The following is a 15,775-nucleotide window of genomic DNA, read 5'->3' as shown; positions in this document are numbered from 1 at the left end:
AATGCCCGGCGAAAGATTTGCAAACCCGTAAAACCATCATGATTTATAAAAAGTCTCATATAATAGAGTGACCAGACAAAAACGGGAGAGTCTGTATGGAGCTGAAAAAAACCTATTCGACGTTGTCTCACATGTACCTGTGTCAAACCGTTATTCTTGCATGCGGCCTTTCCGCATTTTGTCTCACGCTGATGTATATCGGGCGCGGCGGCATGTTCAACTGGCTGATTTTGGCCGTCTGGCTGTTCATTCTCTACTTTGCTGCGCGCTATTTCTACTATCAAAAGATAGAAGAAAACATATCCGGAGAAAAAGGGGAGGAAGAAAGACAAGCGGACAGCGGGCAGTACTTGATCCAGTTTCCGCCCGGTGCAAAACTCTCGGTGCAGCTTTATGATGGAAGCGGCCGCTTAGGGTGGCTGCTTGAGGAAAAAGCTTTCAGACAACAAATCCGGTATTTCCGCCTTGAACGGGGAGCGGGCGCCACATTTAGCGCCACGGTCCGCAAACGGCAAAATTGGGAAATCAGCATCGGGTTTCCGGCATATGAACGGTTCTTTTCATTAAAAAGAGCAAAGGGAAAAGAAATGATATTTGAAAACGGCAGCCGGACTTGTGCGATCCGGAAAAATGGAAACCATGATTTGGAATTTTACCGGGACGAACAACTTTTAGCAGTGGTGTCACGCGGCGTGATGCCGGTGAGCTGGCAGCAGAAGTTTCCGCTTAATGCACCGGTACTTACTTTTATACGGGGGACGGAAGAAGACGAAGTACTCGTCATCGCACTGCTCGCCTTTTTTTACAGGCATAATAAATATTTCGTGTAAAAAAAAAGAAGAAATGATACAATTTTTGTAAGAATAAAGAAAGAAAAAGAGAGGAAATCCATCATGCATGTGAAACTGATTAAATGCCACGGCTCAGGCAACGATTTTTTGCTGATCGATGAAACGGAAATCTCTGCGCCATTAACGGACGACATCCGCAAAAAAATGGCTCTGTCATTTTGCCGGCGCGATGCCGGGCTCGGGGCGGACGGCCTGCTCTTTGTGTCGGAAAGCCAGCAGGCAGACGCAAAAATGCGGGTATTCAATGCGGACGGTTCCGAGGCGTCCATGTGCGGGAACGGCCTGCGCTGTGTTGCGCGGTACGTATCCGAAAAACGCGGGAAAGACGATCTGTTAATTGAAACGATGAAAGCAAATCTATATGCCCGCAAAGCAGAGCCCCTATTGGACGGCATCCCAACGTTCCGGGTCGAAATCTCGCCTGTCTCCTTTGACTTGAACAAACTGCCGATGCATATTGATAAAGAAGTGCTCATCAATGAACCGGTTAAGGCCTTGTCGGAAGATTTGTCGTTTACAGCAGTTGCGGTGCCGAATCCGCATCTGATCGCCTTTGTCGAAAATGAAGGATTCCGGTCTGATACGCAAAAAACATTGTCCGAGTATGTGAACGGACCAAATGATATCTTTCCGGACGGCGTGAATGTCAGCTTTGCCAAACCGATTGGTGAAAATGGCTTATACGTCCGCACGTTTGAACGCGGCGTCGGTTTTACAAATGCGTGCGGAACGGCGATGTCCGCTTCAAGCCTTGTGGCCTGCCTGTTAAGATTGCGCCCGTTCGGTGAAATGATCGACGTGTTCAATAATGGCGGTAAAGTACGGTGCTTTGTCCAAAAAATTGAAAAAGAAGGGGAACCGGCATACACGATTGACCTGATCGGTAATGCCACCTATTTATACGAAACCGCTGTTTCTTTTGACGATGGGCACCCGGAACAGTTCCGGATTGCAGAAAAAAAGGATTTCGGCGAACAGAAGCTGTATCAAAAGCTCGAAACCCATGCAAAAGAAACGGTAGAGAAAGCATTGGCTTAAAATTTTCGTCTCCTGTAAAAGGGAGGCGTATTTTTTTCGATTGGAAAGCTGCGCCAAACTATATGGGGCGCCCTTTGTTCTGCTTTAAAAATGCAAGTACCGGGGCAAAAGGCTGGCCGCTTTTGCAGGCAAAGAATCGCGCAAACGGGCAGCCGTACCGGTTCACACGCGAAAGGACCGTTTCAATGGTAAAGTCATACGGCGAAAGCGACGCGTTTACTTCTTCCCAGAAAAGCGGCGCCGCCACAAGCGCATCCTCATGCCCGCGCATCGAATAAGGTGCAATGATCGTTTTTCCTTCCGCATGCTGGACGAAATCAACATATAATTTTCCGCCCCGTTTTTTCTTCATCCGTTCGATTGTAAAATGTTCAGGCGATTTCGAAATGAAATAAGCAGCCATAAATTCCGTGAACAGCCTTGTATCTTCCCATGAGAATTGCCTGTCCGGCAATGGAATGTAGACTTGCAGCCCTTTATTTCCAGAAATTTTGACAAAGCTCTCCAAATGAAGGGCATCCGTCACCTGTTTTAACAGCAAAGCCGCTTCTACTGCAAGTTGAAACGCATCCCGGGAAGGGGGGTCAAAATCAAATACAATCTCACTGACGAAACGACTGTTTACGGTCTGAAACGGGATATGGTATTCCACCGCCAGCTGGTTTGCGAGCCACATCAGTGTTTTTAAATCGTTGCAGACAATATACCGGATGTCTTCATGCATAGCCGTATCCACAAAAGCGGGCGCATAATCGGGGCAGTTTTTCTGGTAAAATGCCTCGCCGAAGACGCCGTGCGGGTAACGGATGACGGTCAAAAGCCTGTCCGAAAGAAACGGCAGCATAAAAGGAGAAATTTCCCGCATATAGGCAAGAAAGTCGAGCTTTGTCACATGGCGCTTTTTCCATAGCGGTTTATCCGGATGCGTCACTTCCACTTCTTCCGGAATGGCGGCGTTACGGAGCCTGAAATCTTCAAACGTACAGGCATCCGGTGAAAGATCAAAGCGGAAGCGGTGGAAATGAGGTTCCCGCAGATTGGCGCCGTCCCATTCCAAATAAAATATCTCGACGCAAATCGAAGGATCGATCGTGTAGACGCCGTTTTCATTGTTTGCGGCATTTTTCCTGACCGCTTCTGTGAGGATTTGTTTTTCGTCCGGATTCATGCTGAAAAGAAACTGGCCGATTGGAAAAATGCCGCCATCTTTAAACACTGCGACATCGAAATACCCGTTTTTCTCGTCGTAAGCCGTAATAAAGCAGGCGGCTGTCTTCCAATTTTTCACTTTTATCCATGTTTCAACTCGTTTTCCCGCTTCCCACTTGCTGTCCGTTTGTTTTGCGACAATGCCTTCACTGTTAAAATTTTTCACCGTCTCTTTTAAGACGGATGCGTCACGGGTGAACGGGATTTGCTGAACCCGTGCCGTTTCGCCCGGGGCGGGGGAGAGCGGCAGCGCGAGCGTTTCACATAAGTTTTCCAATGCTTTTTTTCGCTGCAAATACGGTTTGCCGGCCATATCCTCTCCGCCAAGCATGAGCAAATCAAATACGAGATAATGGGCGGGGCGCATTTTCGCCTGCTCTGCAGCTGCTTCAGCTTTCATCCGCCCGCGGCGTTGCAGCTCCCTAAAGCCAGCTTTATACGGATTTTCAAGCAGCACAAGTTCGCCGTCAAGCCGTAACGGAAGCTGCCCTTTTACACGGCCTTCAAGCGTTTGCAAAAAGGTGCGGATTTCCGGAAACCGGGGCAGCAAATCTTTTCCGTTGCGGCTCCATAACCGCATGCCGTCTTCTGTCCAGTCGAGGATCGCGCGATAACCGTCATATTTAATTTCGTATACCCACTTTCCTGTATCTGGCAGAGACCATTTTAAAACCGGCAACATCGGTTTCATTTCGAGCACCCTTTCTTTTTCCAAAAGTTGAAGTACATAGCGGGGTGGATTCGTACATATATTATCTTCAAAAAGCGAGGCGTTTCATTCATGCATACGATGTGGAAAGGCACGATCAGTTTCGGACTCGTCAATATCCCGATTAAACTGCATGCCGCAACGGAAGATAAAGATATCAAATTGCGTTCCCTTCATAAAAAATGCCATTCCCCGATCCGGTATGAAAAGGTTTGTCCGGTGTGCGAGGAAGAATTGGACGCAAAAGAAATCGTAAAAGGATACGAAATCGCGAAAGGAAAGTTTGTCGTACTGGAAGAGGAAGAACTGGAAGAACTGCGCAAACAGACAGAAGAAAAAGCAGTGGAAATTATGGATTTTCTTGATATGCGGGAGATCGACCCGGTCTATTTTAACCGGAGTTATTACATGTCCCCGAATGAAGGGGGCGTAAAAGCTTACGGCTTGTTGCGGAAAGCGCTGACCGAATCAGAGAAAGTCGGACTTGCCCGGATTGTTATGCGTTCAAAGGAGCAGCTCGCCGTTATCCGCGTGTATGAAAACACGCTTTTGATGGAAACGATCCATTACCCGGATGAAGTCCGGAAAGCATCTGACGTTCCGAATGTGCCGCAAGATGATGAAGTCTCGAAAAAAGAAATTGAGACGGCAATTTTGCTGATTGATCAGTTAACGACATCGTTTGAGCCTGAAAAATATACGGATGCATACCGGTCAAACCTGATGGCTTTAATTGAATCGAAACGGACCGGAAAAAAACTCGTCACGGCAAAAGTAAAAGAACCGGAAAACAATGTGACCGACCTGATGGCGGCGCTCCAGGCTTCCATCGACAGGGCAAAGCCGGCAAAAAAACCGGCAAAAAAACCAAAAAAAGCGGCCAAAACAAAGGCAAAAGAAGCGTAAAAACCGGGCGGTACCGGATAGCACGGGGAATGCCGGAAAATTTGCCGGAAAGCCTCCAATATGGTAAATTATTTCATATTGGAGGTTGATGATGAAAAGGCAGACGATTGTGCAATGGGTGTTCGTTTTACTGGTGCTTTCCTTCTGCACCTGGATTTTTTTTGAAATCGCCGGTCACTTCAACCAGGCGGAGATCCGGCATTTTGACCTTCCGATTATCTCATTTGTCCAGGGGAATATTTCCGGCCGGCTAACGAGCGTGATGCTGGCTGTTACCTTTCTCGGATCTGTAAAAGGGGCGGCGGCGGTCACCCTCTTTCTTTCCCTTGTGCTCTGGATCAAAAAATACCGTACACTAAGCCTTTATCTCGCTGTATCTGTCGCGCTTGGAGCCGGGGTTTTTAACACCATATTAAAATACATATTCAAGCGCCAGCGTCCCGATATTATGCGTGTCGTCCAGGAAACGGGTTACAGCTTCCCAAGCGGGCATTCGATGGGATCCATGATTTTATACGGCTGCCTCGTATTGATCCTGTTCCGCATTGCGAACGCCGGTGGGTGAAGGTCGCGGGGACGCTGTTTGCCCTTTTATTGGTGCTTGCCATCGGCATTAGCCGCATCTATTTAGGGGTCCACTACCCGAGCGACGTTGCCGGAGGATATGCGGCCGGCCTTGTTTGGGTCATTTTATCTGCGCTTGCGTTGAACTTGTTTGAAAGAAAATTGAAATTGTAATAAAATATGGTGGAAATAAAAATATTTGGCGGTGGGTATGCGGAATTCCGGCGCGGACAGCCCCGCTTGGCCGGAAAGGGCTGCCCAGGGGCTGGAAAAGCCGTTGATGAGCGCTTGCTTTTTTTTAAAATTGTATTACAATATGTTGGTATGAATAAATGAAGCGTCCTGAAATTGTTGCCGGAGAGTTTGGCAATTGGGAGGGAATACTGAATGAAGATCTCGTTTAACCAGATTAAAAGTTTGCTAAATAAAAAATACGCCCTGTACTTTCTCATGGTTTTATTGTTCTGGGTAAAAACTTATATTGTCTATAAAGCGGAATTCAATCTGGATCTGCAAAACGGCATGCAGAAATTTTTGCTTGCCATCAATCCCATCAGCTCGGCACTGTTCTTCTTTGCGCTTGCGCTTTTCTTTAAGGGACGCGGCCGGATCATTGCAATGACTGTGATTGACGTGCTTTTGTCTGTTTTGCTGTACGCGAATGTATGCTATTACCGTTTCTTCAATGACTTCATTACGCTGCCGGTTTTGTCGCAGACGAAAAACTTCGGCGACCTCGGCGGGAGTGCAGCTGCATTAATGAAGCCTTATGATATTTTTTACTTTTTTGATACGATCATCCTCATTGCCTTGATTGCAACGAAAACCGTCAGGGCCAACGCAGGGAAAATCAACCGCCGCTCGCTTGCCGGGCTGATGATTGCCGCGATTGCATTTTTCATTTTTAATCTCGGGCTTGCCGAAGCGGACCGCCCGCAGCTTTTAACGCGGACTTTTGACCGTAGCTATATCGTGAAATATCTCGGTATGTACAATTACACGCTTTATGATGCGATCCAGACAACAAAATCGTCTGCACAGCGGGCGATGGCTGACAGCAGTGACGTGAGCGATGTGGAAAACTATGTGAAAGCGAACTATACCGAGCCGGACAGCAAATATTTCGGCGCGGCAAAGGGTATGAATGTCATTTACGTTTCACTTGAGTCGTTCCAGAACTTTTTGATCAATTACAAATTGGACGGCAAAGAAGTCACACCGTTTTTAAACTCGCTGACAAAGGATAAAAACACCTTTTATTTCGATAACTTTTTCCACCAGACAGGCCAGGGGAAAACGTCTGATGCCGAATTTATGATGGAAAACTCGCTGTTCCCGCTGCCGACGGGGTCTGTATTTACGACGAAAGCACAAAATACGTACCAGGCAGCACCTGCCATTCTTGGCCAGAAAGGCTATACATCGGCTGTTTTCCACGGAAACTATAAGACTTTCTGGAACCGTGACGAAATGTACAAATCGTTCGGCTATGACCGTTTCTTTGACGCCAAGTATTACGATATGAGCGACAAAAATACGTTAAACTACGGGATGAAGGACAAACCTTGGTTTAATGAATCGATGCAGTATTTGACCAAATTGCCGCAGCCTTTCTATACGAAGTTTATTACGCTTTCAAACCACTTCCCGTTTCCATTGGATGAAGAGGATGCTGACTTCCCGAAAGGCAATTTCGGTGATAAAACCGTTGATAACTATTTCCAAACCGCCCATTATCTGGATGAAGCGATGCAGCAGTTCTTTACCTATTTGAAGGAATCCGGGCTTTATGACCATACCGTGATTGTCATGTACGGCGACCATTACGGCATTTCGGAAAATCACAATGCGGCAATGGCGAAAGTGCTCGGTGTCCCTGAAATTACGCCATATTTGAACGCGCAGCTGCAAAGGGTGCCGCTGTTTATCCATGTTCCGGGCGTAAAAGGCGGGATCAAGCATACGTACGGCGGTGAAGTCGATGTAATGCCGACGGTGATGCATTTGCTTGGCGTTGATACAAAAGACTACATCCAGTTCGGGTCTGATCTTTTGTCCAGCCAGCATCGCCAAGTCGTTCCGTTCCGTAACGGCGATTTTGTCACCAATAAGTTCACGCAAGTATCCGGAACGCTTTACGACAATGCGACCGGTGAAAAAGTCAATCCAAAACTTGGCAAAAATGATGAAAAGATTGCAAAAGAGATGCTGAATCTGTCTGATAAAGTGGTGTACGACGACCTGCTCCGTTTCTACACACCAAAAGGTTTTACGCCGGTGAACCGGAACAAGTACGATTATTCCTTTGACCAGACGGATATGAGTGGGTTGCCTGAAACCTCCATTCCGGATTCAGCCAAAAAGAATAAATAAAACAAACAACCCCCGGTGAATCAACCGGGGGTTGTTTGTTGTGCCGTGCAAAAAGAATATTGTGAATGCATCATTCCGGATTTCTTATGGGTTTGCACAAGTATGTCCAGCTTTCCGTTTTCACACTTTATTCAAGCCCTTGTCTATTCTCACGATGTTGATGGATTAATTGTAATACCCACTTTTCGTCAAAACGGAGCTTTTCTAACCGGTGCCGGAAAAAGGTCAGGATATACTGCTGTTCTTCCTTGGGAATCCGTTTATCCCCTCCCGCATAAACCAACCGTTCTTCCTCATGGCGGATTTCATAACGCAAGTAATCTTTATATTGATGCAAAATTAAAAACTGCACTTCCTCACTGACCAGACCAAAATTTTTCAGCTTCATATAAAAATGCAGTTCATAATCCGGTGAGTATGGAATCGGTTCTTCCATCAGCCGGAAAAACCGGATTCTACCTTCATCTGTAAGTTTGTAAATCTTTTTCTTTTTTCCTTTTCCCCGCCGAGCGCCCTCCGGTTGTTCTTCGGGGACCTGCTCGATCAGACCGTCTGCAAGCATGCTGTGAATGAGTGGATAAAGCGCCCCCCAGCTGATTTTTCGTGTGGGGCCCACAATTGCGTTCAAAATTTGATGCAGCAAATAGCCGTGCATCGGGTTGTTCATCAATTCGCCAAGTATGAACAATTCGTTCAAGCGAACGTCTCCTTTCCGTCTAACTGCCTTTTTATGGAACAAGGGATGCTGAACCATGAATATCCAACAAACAGACTCTCGCCATATAATTGTGGGAAGATGGTGCAGCGGGAAGCGCCGGGATTCCGCTTAACCTGTCTGGCGGCTGCCAAGTTGGCATGGATGACATTTGAAAGCCGCCTCTTTTTTAATGATCAGATACTAAGTAAAGGGTATTGCCGTCAGGGTCATTGAAGTGTACGACCTGGGCTGCCTTCCCTTCAACATAATCATGGAATTTAACACCATGGGATTTCAATGTCTTGATGGCTGCCTCTAAATCCTGCACCACAAATCCAATCGACATGCTTTCTGATTTTGCCGATTGGGCATTCCGCTCTCCGGTAAGATGCAGGAGCCCAATCGTCAATCCCGGTGCTTCGATCTGTACAAAATGATCGTCCATTTCGCCCTGCAGCTTCAATCCAAGGGTTTCGGTGTAAAATTGAACGGTTTTTTTTAAATCCGCTACCGTAACTGTTACATTCGCACTCGTAAACATGATATTGCCTCCTTCATAGGTTTGGTCGCTTTTATTATATCAAAAATTTATAATGTGTAAACATGTTTTTTTGATATAAAAAATTGGAAGAAAGAAGATGAATGGAAAATGCAAGAAGATAGATTTAACGGCAATCAGAAAATGGTGCGTATTTCAAAAAGGGATTATCCTAGCAAAGCAAACAGAGCATCATCATAGTTCCGGGCAACTGTTCATTTTCTGCTCCCCGTATGTAATAAAAAAAGGAAGGCATCCACCTTCCATGCATAAATCATTTTTTAAAGAGCAAATCCATGGCAGTTTGAAAATCATTTGTCGGTTGATTGCAGCTGAAGTTTTCACAGACATAAATGGTTGGTTGTCCGTTTATCATGGCATAATCTTCAATAAAGGAAGCGATTTTGGAAAGTTTCGCCTGTTCACGCCTTTTTACCACCATGACGGAAATGCCAGGGTAGAAGTTCTTCTGTATATGGTTAATGAAATCAACAACTTCTTTTGTTTCATCATCCATCACGATCACGACTTCTTTTGTTGCCTGCTGTGCGTGCATCCCTGCCTGCAGCATCATGGCGTGGGCAGTGGGTTCATCATGGATATCCTTGCTGAAGACCTGAAACAATTGCTGGACTTTTTCTTCCAACGTAAAATCCCCAGTCAGTTTCGAAAGCCTTAACAACTGGCAGGCTGCAACACTGTTCCCGGAAGGTAGTGCCCCGTCATAAGACTCCTTTTGCCTGACGAGCAATGGTTCATCGTCGTTTCCGCTAAAGAAAAAGCCTCCTCCATGACCATCCCAAAATAAATCGATCATATTGCCGGCCAGTTTTTTTGCTTCCGCCAAATAAAAAGGGGCAAAAGTGGATTCGTACAGTTCCATATATCCCCACAGGAGAAAGGCATATTCGTCTATAAAACCTTTATTTTTTACTTCGCCATCGCGGTATCTCACCATTACACGGTCATTTTGAATCAAGTTGTCCCTGATAAAAGAAACCGCTTTTTCTGCAGCCTGCACATAGGATGGTTGATGAAAAACACGCCCTGCTTTTGCGAGCGCTGCAATCATTAAGCCGTTCCATGCCGTTAAAATTTTATCATCGCGGAACGGGCGTACCCGCTTTTCCCGGTGTTGAAACAAGCTTTGCCGTGCCGTTTCTAATTTTTCTGCGAGCGCCGCGGGAGAAATCCCTTCTTTTTTTGCAATTGATTCTAAATGCGTTGTAATCTGGTTCGGGATATTTTTTCCTTCGAAATTTCCCTGCCCGGTAATGCCGTATGCCTGGCAAAAGAGCGTGCCCAACTGTTCCCCCAGCACATCTTTTACTTCTGCAGGCGTCCACACATAAAACTTTCCTTCCTTACCTTCTGAGTCGGCATCTTCCGCGGAATAGAACCCGCCATCCGGATGGGCCATATCACGCAGCACATACGTGATGATTTCTTCCGTTATTTTTTTGTACTGGGCATTTTTCGTCATCCGGAAAGCATCGGTATAGGCCAGCACAAGCAGCGCATTGTCATAAAGCATTTTTTCAAAATGTGGCACCAAAAATTTTTCATCAACGGAATAGCGGGAAAAACCGTAACCAATATGGTCATAAATCCCCCCGCGCGCCAGCCCGTCCAATGTTTTGGTTGCCATCGCAAGCGCATCCCGGTTTTCATAAAATTTGGCATACATCAGTAAAAATACGAGTGAATGCGGCATTGGAAATTTCGGCGCCTTTCCAAAACCGCCGTAGCGGGGATCAAAACCTTGTTTGTAAGCTTGGAAAGCGCGCCCGATCGTTTCTTTTGTTAAAGCCGTTTGTTTCCCTTTTTCCCGGCTTGCCTCGAGCGCCTGTTTGACTTGTACCCCTACATCCTTGATACGGTCCGGATTTTCGGTATACTGCTGCGATAAATAAAGCAACACTTCTTTAAAACCGGGCATCCCATACCGGCTTTCCCGCGGAAAATAGGTGCCGGCATAAAAAGGGACCTTTTCAGGCGTCAAAAATACACTCAACGGCCAGCCGCCCTGTCCAGTCATCATTTGGCAAACAAGCATATAGATGGCATCAATATCCGGCCGCTCTTCCCTGTCAACCTTAATCGCCACGAATTTCTCATTCAAGATCCGGGCTACCTCTTCGTTTTCAAAAGACTCTCGTTCCATCACATGGCACCAGTGGCAAGTCGAATAGCCGATGGAAACAAAAACCGGTTTGTTTTCCTGCTTCGCTTTCGCAAAAGCGTCTTCACTCCACGGATACCAGTCAACCGGATTACGGGCGTGCTGCAGCAAATAAGGCGATTTTTCATGGATTAACCGATTGAATCGTCTGTTTTCAGCCAAAGCATTCCCTCCTTCTTTCTTTCAGTTTCTTCGTCATCAGTTTACCTGAAACGGTAAGGCGCTACAAATGATATCGCACAGCTCCAAAATTTAGGCAGGGGAAGAGGCTTCGGCGCGTGATTTGTCCGGTTTCACCGCCACAAATGTAAGTCCTGCCGCCACCAGGCAGAAACCGGCCATGATCACCATGCTGATCTCAACCCGCCCTTTCATAAAATTGGCCATAAATAACGGACCTGCCGCCACGCCGATGTAGCGCATAGAACTGTAAATGGCGCTGATCGTTCCGCGGACTTCTTTTTCAATCGACTGATTAATCAGCGCATCCAAAGGCGTAAGGGAGGCGCCGATTCCAATTCCGCAAATGAGAAAGGTCCCTATTAAATAGAAAAAACGGTCCGAAAAAGTGATCACGAGCACGGAGGCTCCGGTAATGAGCACGCTGGAGAAAATAATCCATTTCATCAGTACCATGTTTTCTTTAATGATTTTCCCGGTTATAAAGGAAGAAAGGCACAATGCCGCAAGCGGGACGGCCAAAATAAACCCTTTCTTCACGCCATGGTAGCCGTATTGGTCTTCCAGATTGGACGACAAATAAAACAGCACCGCAAACAAAATAAACATCACGATGGCCCCGATCGCAAATACGGCCGACAGCCAGCGCCAGTGCTTTCGGAACACCTTTTTCGTATTCCCTATAAATGCTTTGATTCCCGGCCCCTGTTTTTCGTGTGCCGGCCTTTTGACAAGAAACAAAACAGACAGGATAGAGATCAGGCAAAAGACAGGGATGGCCGCAAAAGGCAAAAACCAGATCAATCCTGCCAAGAAGGATCCGAGAATCGGGCTCAATACTTTTCCAAACGTATTGGCCGTTTCAATAATGCCGAGGGTGGTGCTCACATCCCGGTTGCGGTGTAACATATCACCGACAAGCGGCAAAACGATCGGTGCTGCGCCGGCCGTCCCAACGCCCTGCAAAGTCCGGCCGATCAAAATAAGGGAATACGGGTGATCAAGTTGCCAGGCCGCGTATGCCGAAATCGCCCCTCCTATAGCCGTAATCGCAAGTGACGGGATAATGACCATTTTTCGGCCGTATCTGTCCGATAAAAATCCGGCAACCGGAATAAGGAAAATGGCGACAATTGAATAAAAGGTGATAATATAGCTGGATTGGACTTTGCTGATGCTCAGTTTGTCCTCCATGAGGGGAAGGACCGGAATCAACATTGAATTCCCCAGTGTCATAATCAGGGGAATGGACGATAATGCAACAATCGCCCATCTTTTTTGATGGATTTCATTGTTTTTATCGGATAAAGGTGTGTTCGTTGTCAAATGATCCATTGTCTGTATTTTCCTTTCTTCTTCTCAATGTCAGCACTCTTCTTTACTACTATCTGCCCAACCGGAGACATTTATGAATGGAAAAAACGGGTTTTCTTTCTCATCATTTTTTAACAAACCATTCATATCTTTTTCCTTTCATTCGGTTAGCATATAAGAAAAAGCGGATTCTCCTTGATCATGCGCTGTCCGGAGCTATAATAAGGGCAGCGGAAAAGAAAGAGTTCCGGCAAAAGAACTTCGAGGGGGAATCATCATGAAACGTATATTACTGGTGGAAGATGAAAAAAATCTGGCCCGTTTTATTGAGCTGGAGTTAAGGCATGAAGGATACGAAGTGAAAGTGGCGTATGACGGACGGGAAGGGTTGCAGTCGGCTTTGGAGGAGGATTGGGATGTGATTCTCCTTGATTTAATGCTGCCGAAACTGAACGGCCTTGAAGTATGCCGCCGCTTACGACAGGAAAAAGAAACACCGGTCATCATGATTACCGCCCGGGACAGCATTATGGACCGGGTATCCGGGCTTGACCACGGGGCGGATGATTATATTGTCAAACCATTTGCGATTGAAGAATTGCTCGCAAGGCTAAGGGCCATTTTCAGAAGGATGGAGTACGCCGAGCCCAAAAAAGCAGCGCTAACAACGTACAAGTTCCGTGACCTTGTGCTGGAAAAAGAAAGCCGGCTTGTTAAAAAGGCAGGAAAAACCATTGAGTTGACAAAACGGGAATACGATTTGTTGCTTACGCTTTTGGAAAATAAAAATATTGTCATGACCCGGGAAGCACTCCTGAACAAAGTATGGGGATATGAAACCGAGGTCGAAACGAATGTTGTCGATGTGTACATCCGGTACTTGCGCAATAAAATTGATACAGAAGGCGAAGACAGCTATATTCAGACAGTGCGGGGGACAGGATATGTGATGCGCGAATGAGAGCGGTAAAACACTGGCTGTAAAAAAGTTCCTTGAAAGTAAAATGGTCCGTTGGCGCAAGTATTGCGATCTTTTTAACGTTTCTGATTTTCGGCTTTTTCCAGTATACGCTGATCAGCAGATGGCTTTTGCATGAAGAGGCGACTTCGGTATCCGAGGCGCTGGATGATTTGAACAACAAGGGGGAAAACATCGATGACATTTTATCGAACCGGACGCTCTTTCAGCAGGTGCTGGAAAAAGATCAGTCGATCCGGATTATCAATGCGGACGGAAAGGAAATGCTTGTCGTAAAAAGCATTCATTCCACCGATGCAAAAGTGCCGTTTGTGCCGGTGAACGAAAAACGGGTCAGCCTGATCCGCGCGGGCAATCATCAAATTTTAGTCGGAAGGAGCCCGTTCCGCTCCCAATCGTTCAACGGCTATATTGAAGTGATCTATCCTTTATACCGGTATGAAAATTTAATGCGGAATGTTCTGTTTGTCATGATGGTCGCCGGATGCGTGGGCTTGCTTTTGAGTGCTTTTCTCGGGTTTATGATGGCAAAAAATTTCCTCAAACCGCTGAAAAAGCTCTCTTCCACGATGCAAAGCATCCGCAAAAAAGGATTCCAAGAACGGATGGAGCCGAGCGCCTCTAAAGACGAAATGGGGGAATTGACCAATATTTTTAACGATATGATGGACCAAATTGAACAGTCGTTCCGGCAGCAGAAACGGTTTGTCGAGGATGCTTCCCATGAATTAAGGACCCCCGTCCAAGTGATGGAAGGGCACTTAAATTTGTTAAACCGGTGGGGGAAAAATGACCCTGCGATTCTTGAAGAGTCGCTCCAGGCTTCGCTGCAGGAATTAAGCAGAATGAAAAAACTGGTGGAGGAACTGCTCGATCTTTCGCGGGCGGAAGAAGCCAAAATACTGGCCAATGAGGAAAAAGCAGATCTTTTGGCAGTCACAGAAAGGGTGATCCGCAATTTTAAAATGATCCATCAGCAGTTCGACTTCAATTTTCAATATGATCCCAATCAGGCCTATGACATCCAAATGAGCGAGAACCATCTTGAGCAGGTGCTGATCATTGTATTTGATAATGCGATAAAATATTCCGACCGCATTTACAAAGTCGATATCCGACTCAAGCAGGAAAAGGGGAGGGCCATGTTAACAGTAAAAGATTACGGCATCGGGATCCCGAAAGAAGATTTGCCGCAAATTTTCCACCGCTTTTACCGGGTGGATAAAGCAAGGAGCCGCGCAAAAGGCGGGAACGGACTCGGGCTCGCCATTGCCAAACAACTGACTGAAGGATATTCCGGCACGATAGAAGCAGCGAGCGAGGTTGGTAAAGGGACCGAGATCCGGTTTACATTCCCCCTTGTCGCAAAACAAAAAACAGGTGGAAAAGAGGGCGTTTCGAAAAAATGAAACGTTCTTTTTTCTTTTTAAAGAAAAGGTGCAGGGCCGTGTCTGGCAAGGTGTCCGCCTTTCGCCCGTGATGGGTAAGTCTTTTGATACGCAAAAAAACGGGAACTGTCAGAACCAACTGTAAGTTTTATCGAGAAGGCAGAGTCGTTAAAAATCAATGCCGACTTCTGTCATTTCATGTTCGCTTTTTTTCAGGAGCCGGATTTCCAGGATGCCATCCCGGTATTTTGCGGTCGTCCCTTTCCTGCGTACCGGGGAAGGCAGCCGTATCACCTGTTCCGAGTCCGGTTTTGGAAATGATTTTAACATGACTTGAAGGGAAGTGTGGAAGATTTTTAAGCCTGTGAGCATGCTTTCCTCCTGGACAGGGACGCGGATAAAAATAAAATCCAGTGTTTCAAATATTTTTATAGACGGGGCGCCCGTATCCGGGGAAGAGGGAGCCGGATCATCGGCCCCGTCCCCCTTCTTGAACGCAGCGCCCCATTCGTCCCATTGAGAAAGGGCTTGGTTGATATGTTCCTGTACAGGCGGAAATGGCATATTCATCATCTTGAAGATCTCTTCGGTGAACGGAAACGTTTTCCATGGGAACATTTTTTTGCTCCTTTCTGCAACGGGGATATAATAAAATATGCGGTTTTGAACAATCAGGTGAGGCAAATGCAGCATCACTTTCCGGGAAAAAACAGAATGAATCACTATTCATGCAAATTTTTAAAAATAAGAGTTTTTAACTTTATCTATTACGCTTACAGTGCTAAAATTGAGTTTGTAAGCGTTACAGCTTTCAAAATTCTTTATCGTTACATAATTTCATGGTTCC

14 protein-coding genes are annotated in these 15,775 nt (G+C 46.3%); 8 read left to right on the top strand and 6 right to left on the bottom strand.

The window, feature by feature from the left end:
- Positions 1–95 precede the first annotated feature (95 nt).
- Together BCOA_RS33945 and dapF are read left to right on the top strand one after the other, a co-directional pair.
- Positions 96–830 (top strand): hypothetical protein, encoded by a 735-nt coding sequence (locus BCOA_RS33945; RefSeq protein WP_014098448.1) that lies wholly within the window; start codon positions 96–98, stop codon positions 828–830.
- Between the two features lie 63 nt (positions 831–893).
- Positions 894–1,889, top strand: coding sequence for a diaminopimelate epimerase (gene dapF / locus BCOA_RS33940; RefSeq protein ID WP_014098447.1), 996 nt, complete (start codon positions 894–896; stop codon positions 1,887–1,889).
- Positions 1,890–1,947: 58 nt separating this feature from the next.
- Here dapF and BCOA_RS33935 read toward each other — a convergent pair whose 3' ends face one another.
- Positions 1,948–3,789 carry a DNA ligase D gene (locus BCOA_RS33935; RefSeq protein WP_014098446.1) on the bottom strand — a complete coding sequence of 614 codons (1,842 nt, stop codon included), beginning with the start codon at positions 3,787–3,789 and terminating at the stop codon, positions 1,948–1,950.
- Positions 3,790–3,879: 90 nt separating this feature from the next.
- Between BCOA_RS33935 and ku the strand changes: the two genes are divergently transcribed.
- From ku to BCOA_RS33920, 4 genes are all read left to right on the top strand, one after another.
- Positions 3,880–4,713 (top strand): non-homologous end joining protein Ku, encoded by an 834-nt coding sequence (gene ku / locus BCOA_RS33930; protein ID WP_014098445.1) that lies wholly within the window; start codon positions 3,880–3,882, stop codon positions 4,711–4,713.
- Between the two features lie 91 nt (positions 4,714–4,804).
- Positions 4,805–5,278 carry a phosphatase PAP2 family protein gene (locus tag BCOA_RS33925; protein WP_014098444.1) on the top strand — a complete coding sequence of 158 codons (474 nt, stop codon included), beginning with the start codon at positions 4,805–4,807 and terminating at the stop codon, positions 5,276–5,278.
- Entirely contained in the window at positions 5,275–5,451 is a 177-nt protein-coding gene (locus tag BCOA_RS35730) for a phosphatase PAP2 family protein (protein ID WP_014098443.1), read from the top strand. Before BCOA_RS33925 ends, BCOA_RS35730 begins: the two co-directional genes overlap by 4 nt.
- 213 nt (positions 5,452–5,664) lie before the next feature.
- The gene (locus tag BCOA_RS33920; protein ID WP_014098441.1) at positions 5,665–7,650 is read left to right on the top strand and encodes an LTA synthase family protein; all 1,986 of its coding nucleotides are present in this window, start codon (positions 5,665–5,667) and stop codon (positions 7,648–7,650) included.
- A 127-nt stretch (positions 7,651–7,777) separates the two neighbouring features.
- On the opposite strand, the gene BCOA_RS33915 is transcribed toward BCOA_RS33920, so the two are convergent.
- From BCOA_RS33915 to BCOA_RS33900, 4 genes are all read right to left on the bottom strand, one after another.
- Positions 7,778–8,347, bottom strand: a complete 570-nt coding sequence (locus BCOA_RS33915) for a PadR family transcriptional regulator (protein ID WP_014098440.1) — start codon at positions 8,345–8,347, stop codon at positions 7,778–7,780.
- 187 nt (positions 8,348–8,534) lie between these two features.
- Positions 8,535–8,888: a VOC family protein gene (locus BCOA_RS33910; protein WP_014098439.1), complete on the bottom strand. Its 354-nt coding sequence runs from the start codon at positions 8,886–8,888 to the stop codon at positions 8,535–8,537.
- Between the two features lie 271 nt (positions 8,889–9,159).
- Positions 9,160–11,229: a thioredoxin domain-containing protein gene (locus BCOA_RS33905; protein ID WP_014098438.1), complete on the bottom strand. Its 2,070-nt coding sequence runs from the start codon at positions 11,227–11,229 to the stop codon at positions 9,160–9,162.
- 90 nt (positions 11,230–11,319) lie between these two features.
- Positions 11,320–12,582: an MFS transporter gene (locus BCOA_RS33900; protein ID WP_014098437.1), complete on the bottom strand. Its 1,263-nt coding sequence runs from the start codon at positions 12,580–12,582 to the stop codon at positions 11,320–11,322.
- A gap of 256 nt (positions 12,583–12,838) precedes the next feature.
- On the opposite strand from BCOA_RS33900, the gene BCOA_RS33890 reads away from it, so the two are divergent.
- The gene (locus BCOA_RS33890) at positions 12,839–13,522 is read left to right on the top strand and encodes a response regulator transcription factor (protein WP_014098436.1); all 684 of its coding nucleotides are present in this window, start codon (positions 12,839–12,841) and stop codon (positions 13,520–13,522) included.
- Positions 13,523–13,554: 32 nt separating this feature from the next.
- Positions 13,555–14,949 (top strand): HAMP domain-containing histidine kinase, encoded by a 1,395-nt coding sequence (locus BCOA_RS33885; protein ID WP_014098435.1) that lies wholly within the window; start codon positions 13,555–13,557, stop codon positions 14,947–14,949.
- Positions 14,950–15,096: 147 nt separating this feature from the next.
- On the opposite strand, the gene BCOA_RS33880 is transcribed toward BCOA_RS33885, so the two are convergent.
- Entirely contained in the window at positions 15,097–15,501 is a 405-nt protein-coding gene (locus tag BCOA_RS33880) for an HSP20-like chaperone (RefSeq protein WP_258435029.1), read from the bottom strand.
- Between the last annotated feature and the right edge of the window lie 274 nt (positions 15,502–15,775).

This window comes from Heyndrickxia coagulans 36D1, from assembly GCF_000169195.2.
Lineage (GTDB): Bacteria > Bacillota > Bacilli > Bacillales > Bacillaceae_C > Weizmannia > Weizmannia faecalis.
The sequence above is the reverse complement of the archived record's forward strand: the minus strand, read 5'-3'. Positions and strand labels throughout refer to the sequence as shown.

Excerpts from the sequence above, each read along its gene's own strand:
- BCOA_RS33945 (WP_014098448.1), top strand. The coding sequence starts at position 96 with ATGGAGCTGAAAAAAACCTATTCGACGTTGTCTCACATGTACCTGTGT.
- dapF (WP_014098447.1), top strand. The coding sequence starts at position 894 with ATGCATGTGAAACTGATTAAATGCCACGGCTCAGGCAACGATTTTTTG.
- BCOA_RS33935 (WP_014098446.1), bottom strand. The coding sequence starts at position 3,789 with ATGAAACCGATGTTGCCGGTTTTAAAATGGTCTCTGCCAGATACAGGA.
- ku (WP_014098445.1), top strand. The coding sequence starts at position 3,880 with ATGCATACGATGTGGAAAGGCACGATCAGTTTCGGACTCGTCAATATC.
- BCOA_RS33925 (WP_014098444.1), top strand. The coding sequence starts at position 4,805 with ATGAAAAGGCAGACGATTGTGCAATGGGTGTTCGTTTTACTGGTGCTT.
- BCOA_RS33920 (WP_014098441.1), top strand. The coding sequence starts at position 5,665 with ATGAAGATCTCGTTTAACCAGATTAAAAGTTTGCTAAATAAAAAATAC.
- BCOA_RS33910 (WP_014098439.1), bottom strand. The coding sequence starts at position 8,888 with ATGTTTACGAGTGCGAATGTAACAGTTACGGTAGCGGATTTAAAAAAA.
- BCOA_RS33900 (WP_014098437.1), bottom strand. The coding sequence starts at position 12,582 with ATGGATCATTTGACAACGAACACACCTTTATCCGATAAAAACAATGAA.
- BCOA_RS33890 (WP_014098436.1), top strand. The coding sequence starts at position 12,839 with ATGAAACGTATATTACTGGTGGAAGATGAAAAAAATCTGGCCCGTTTT.
- BCOA_RS33880 (WP_258435029.1), bottom strand. The coding sequence starts at position 15,501 with ATGATGAATATGCCATTTCCGCCTGTACAGGAACATATCAACCAAGCC.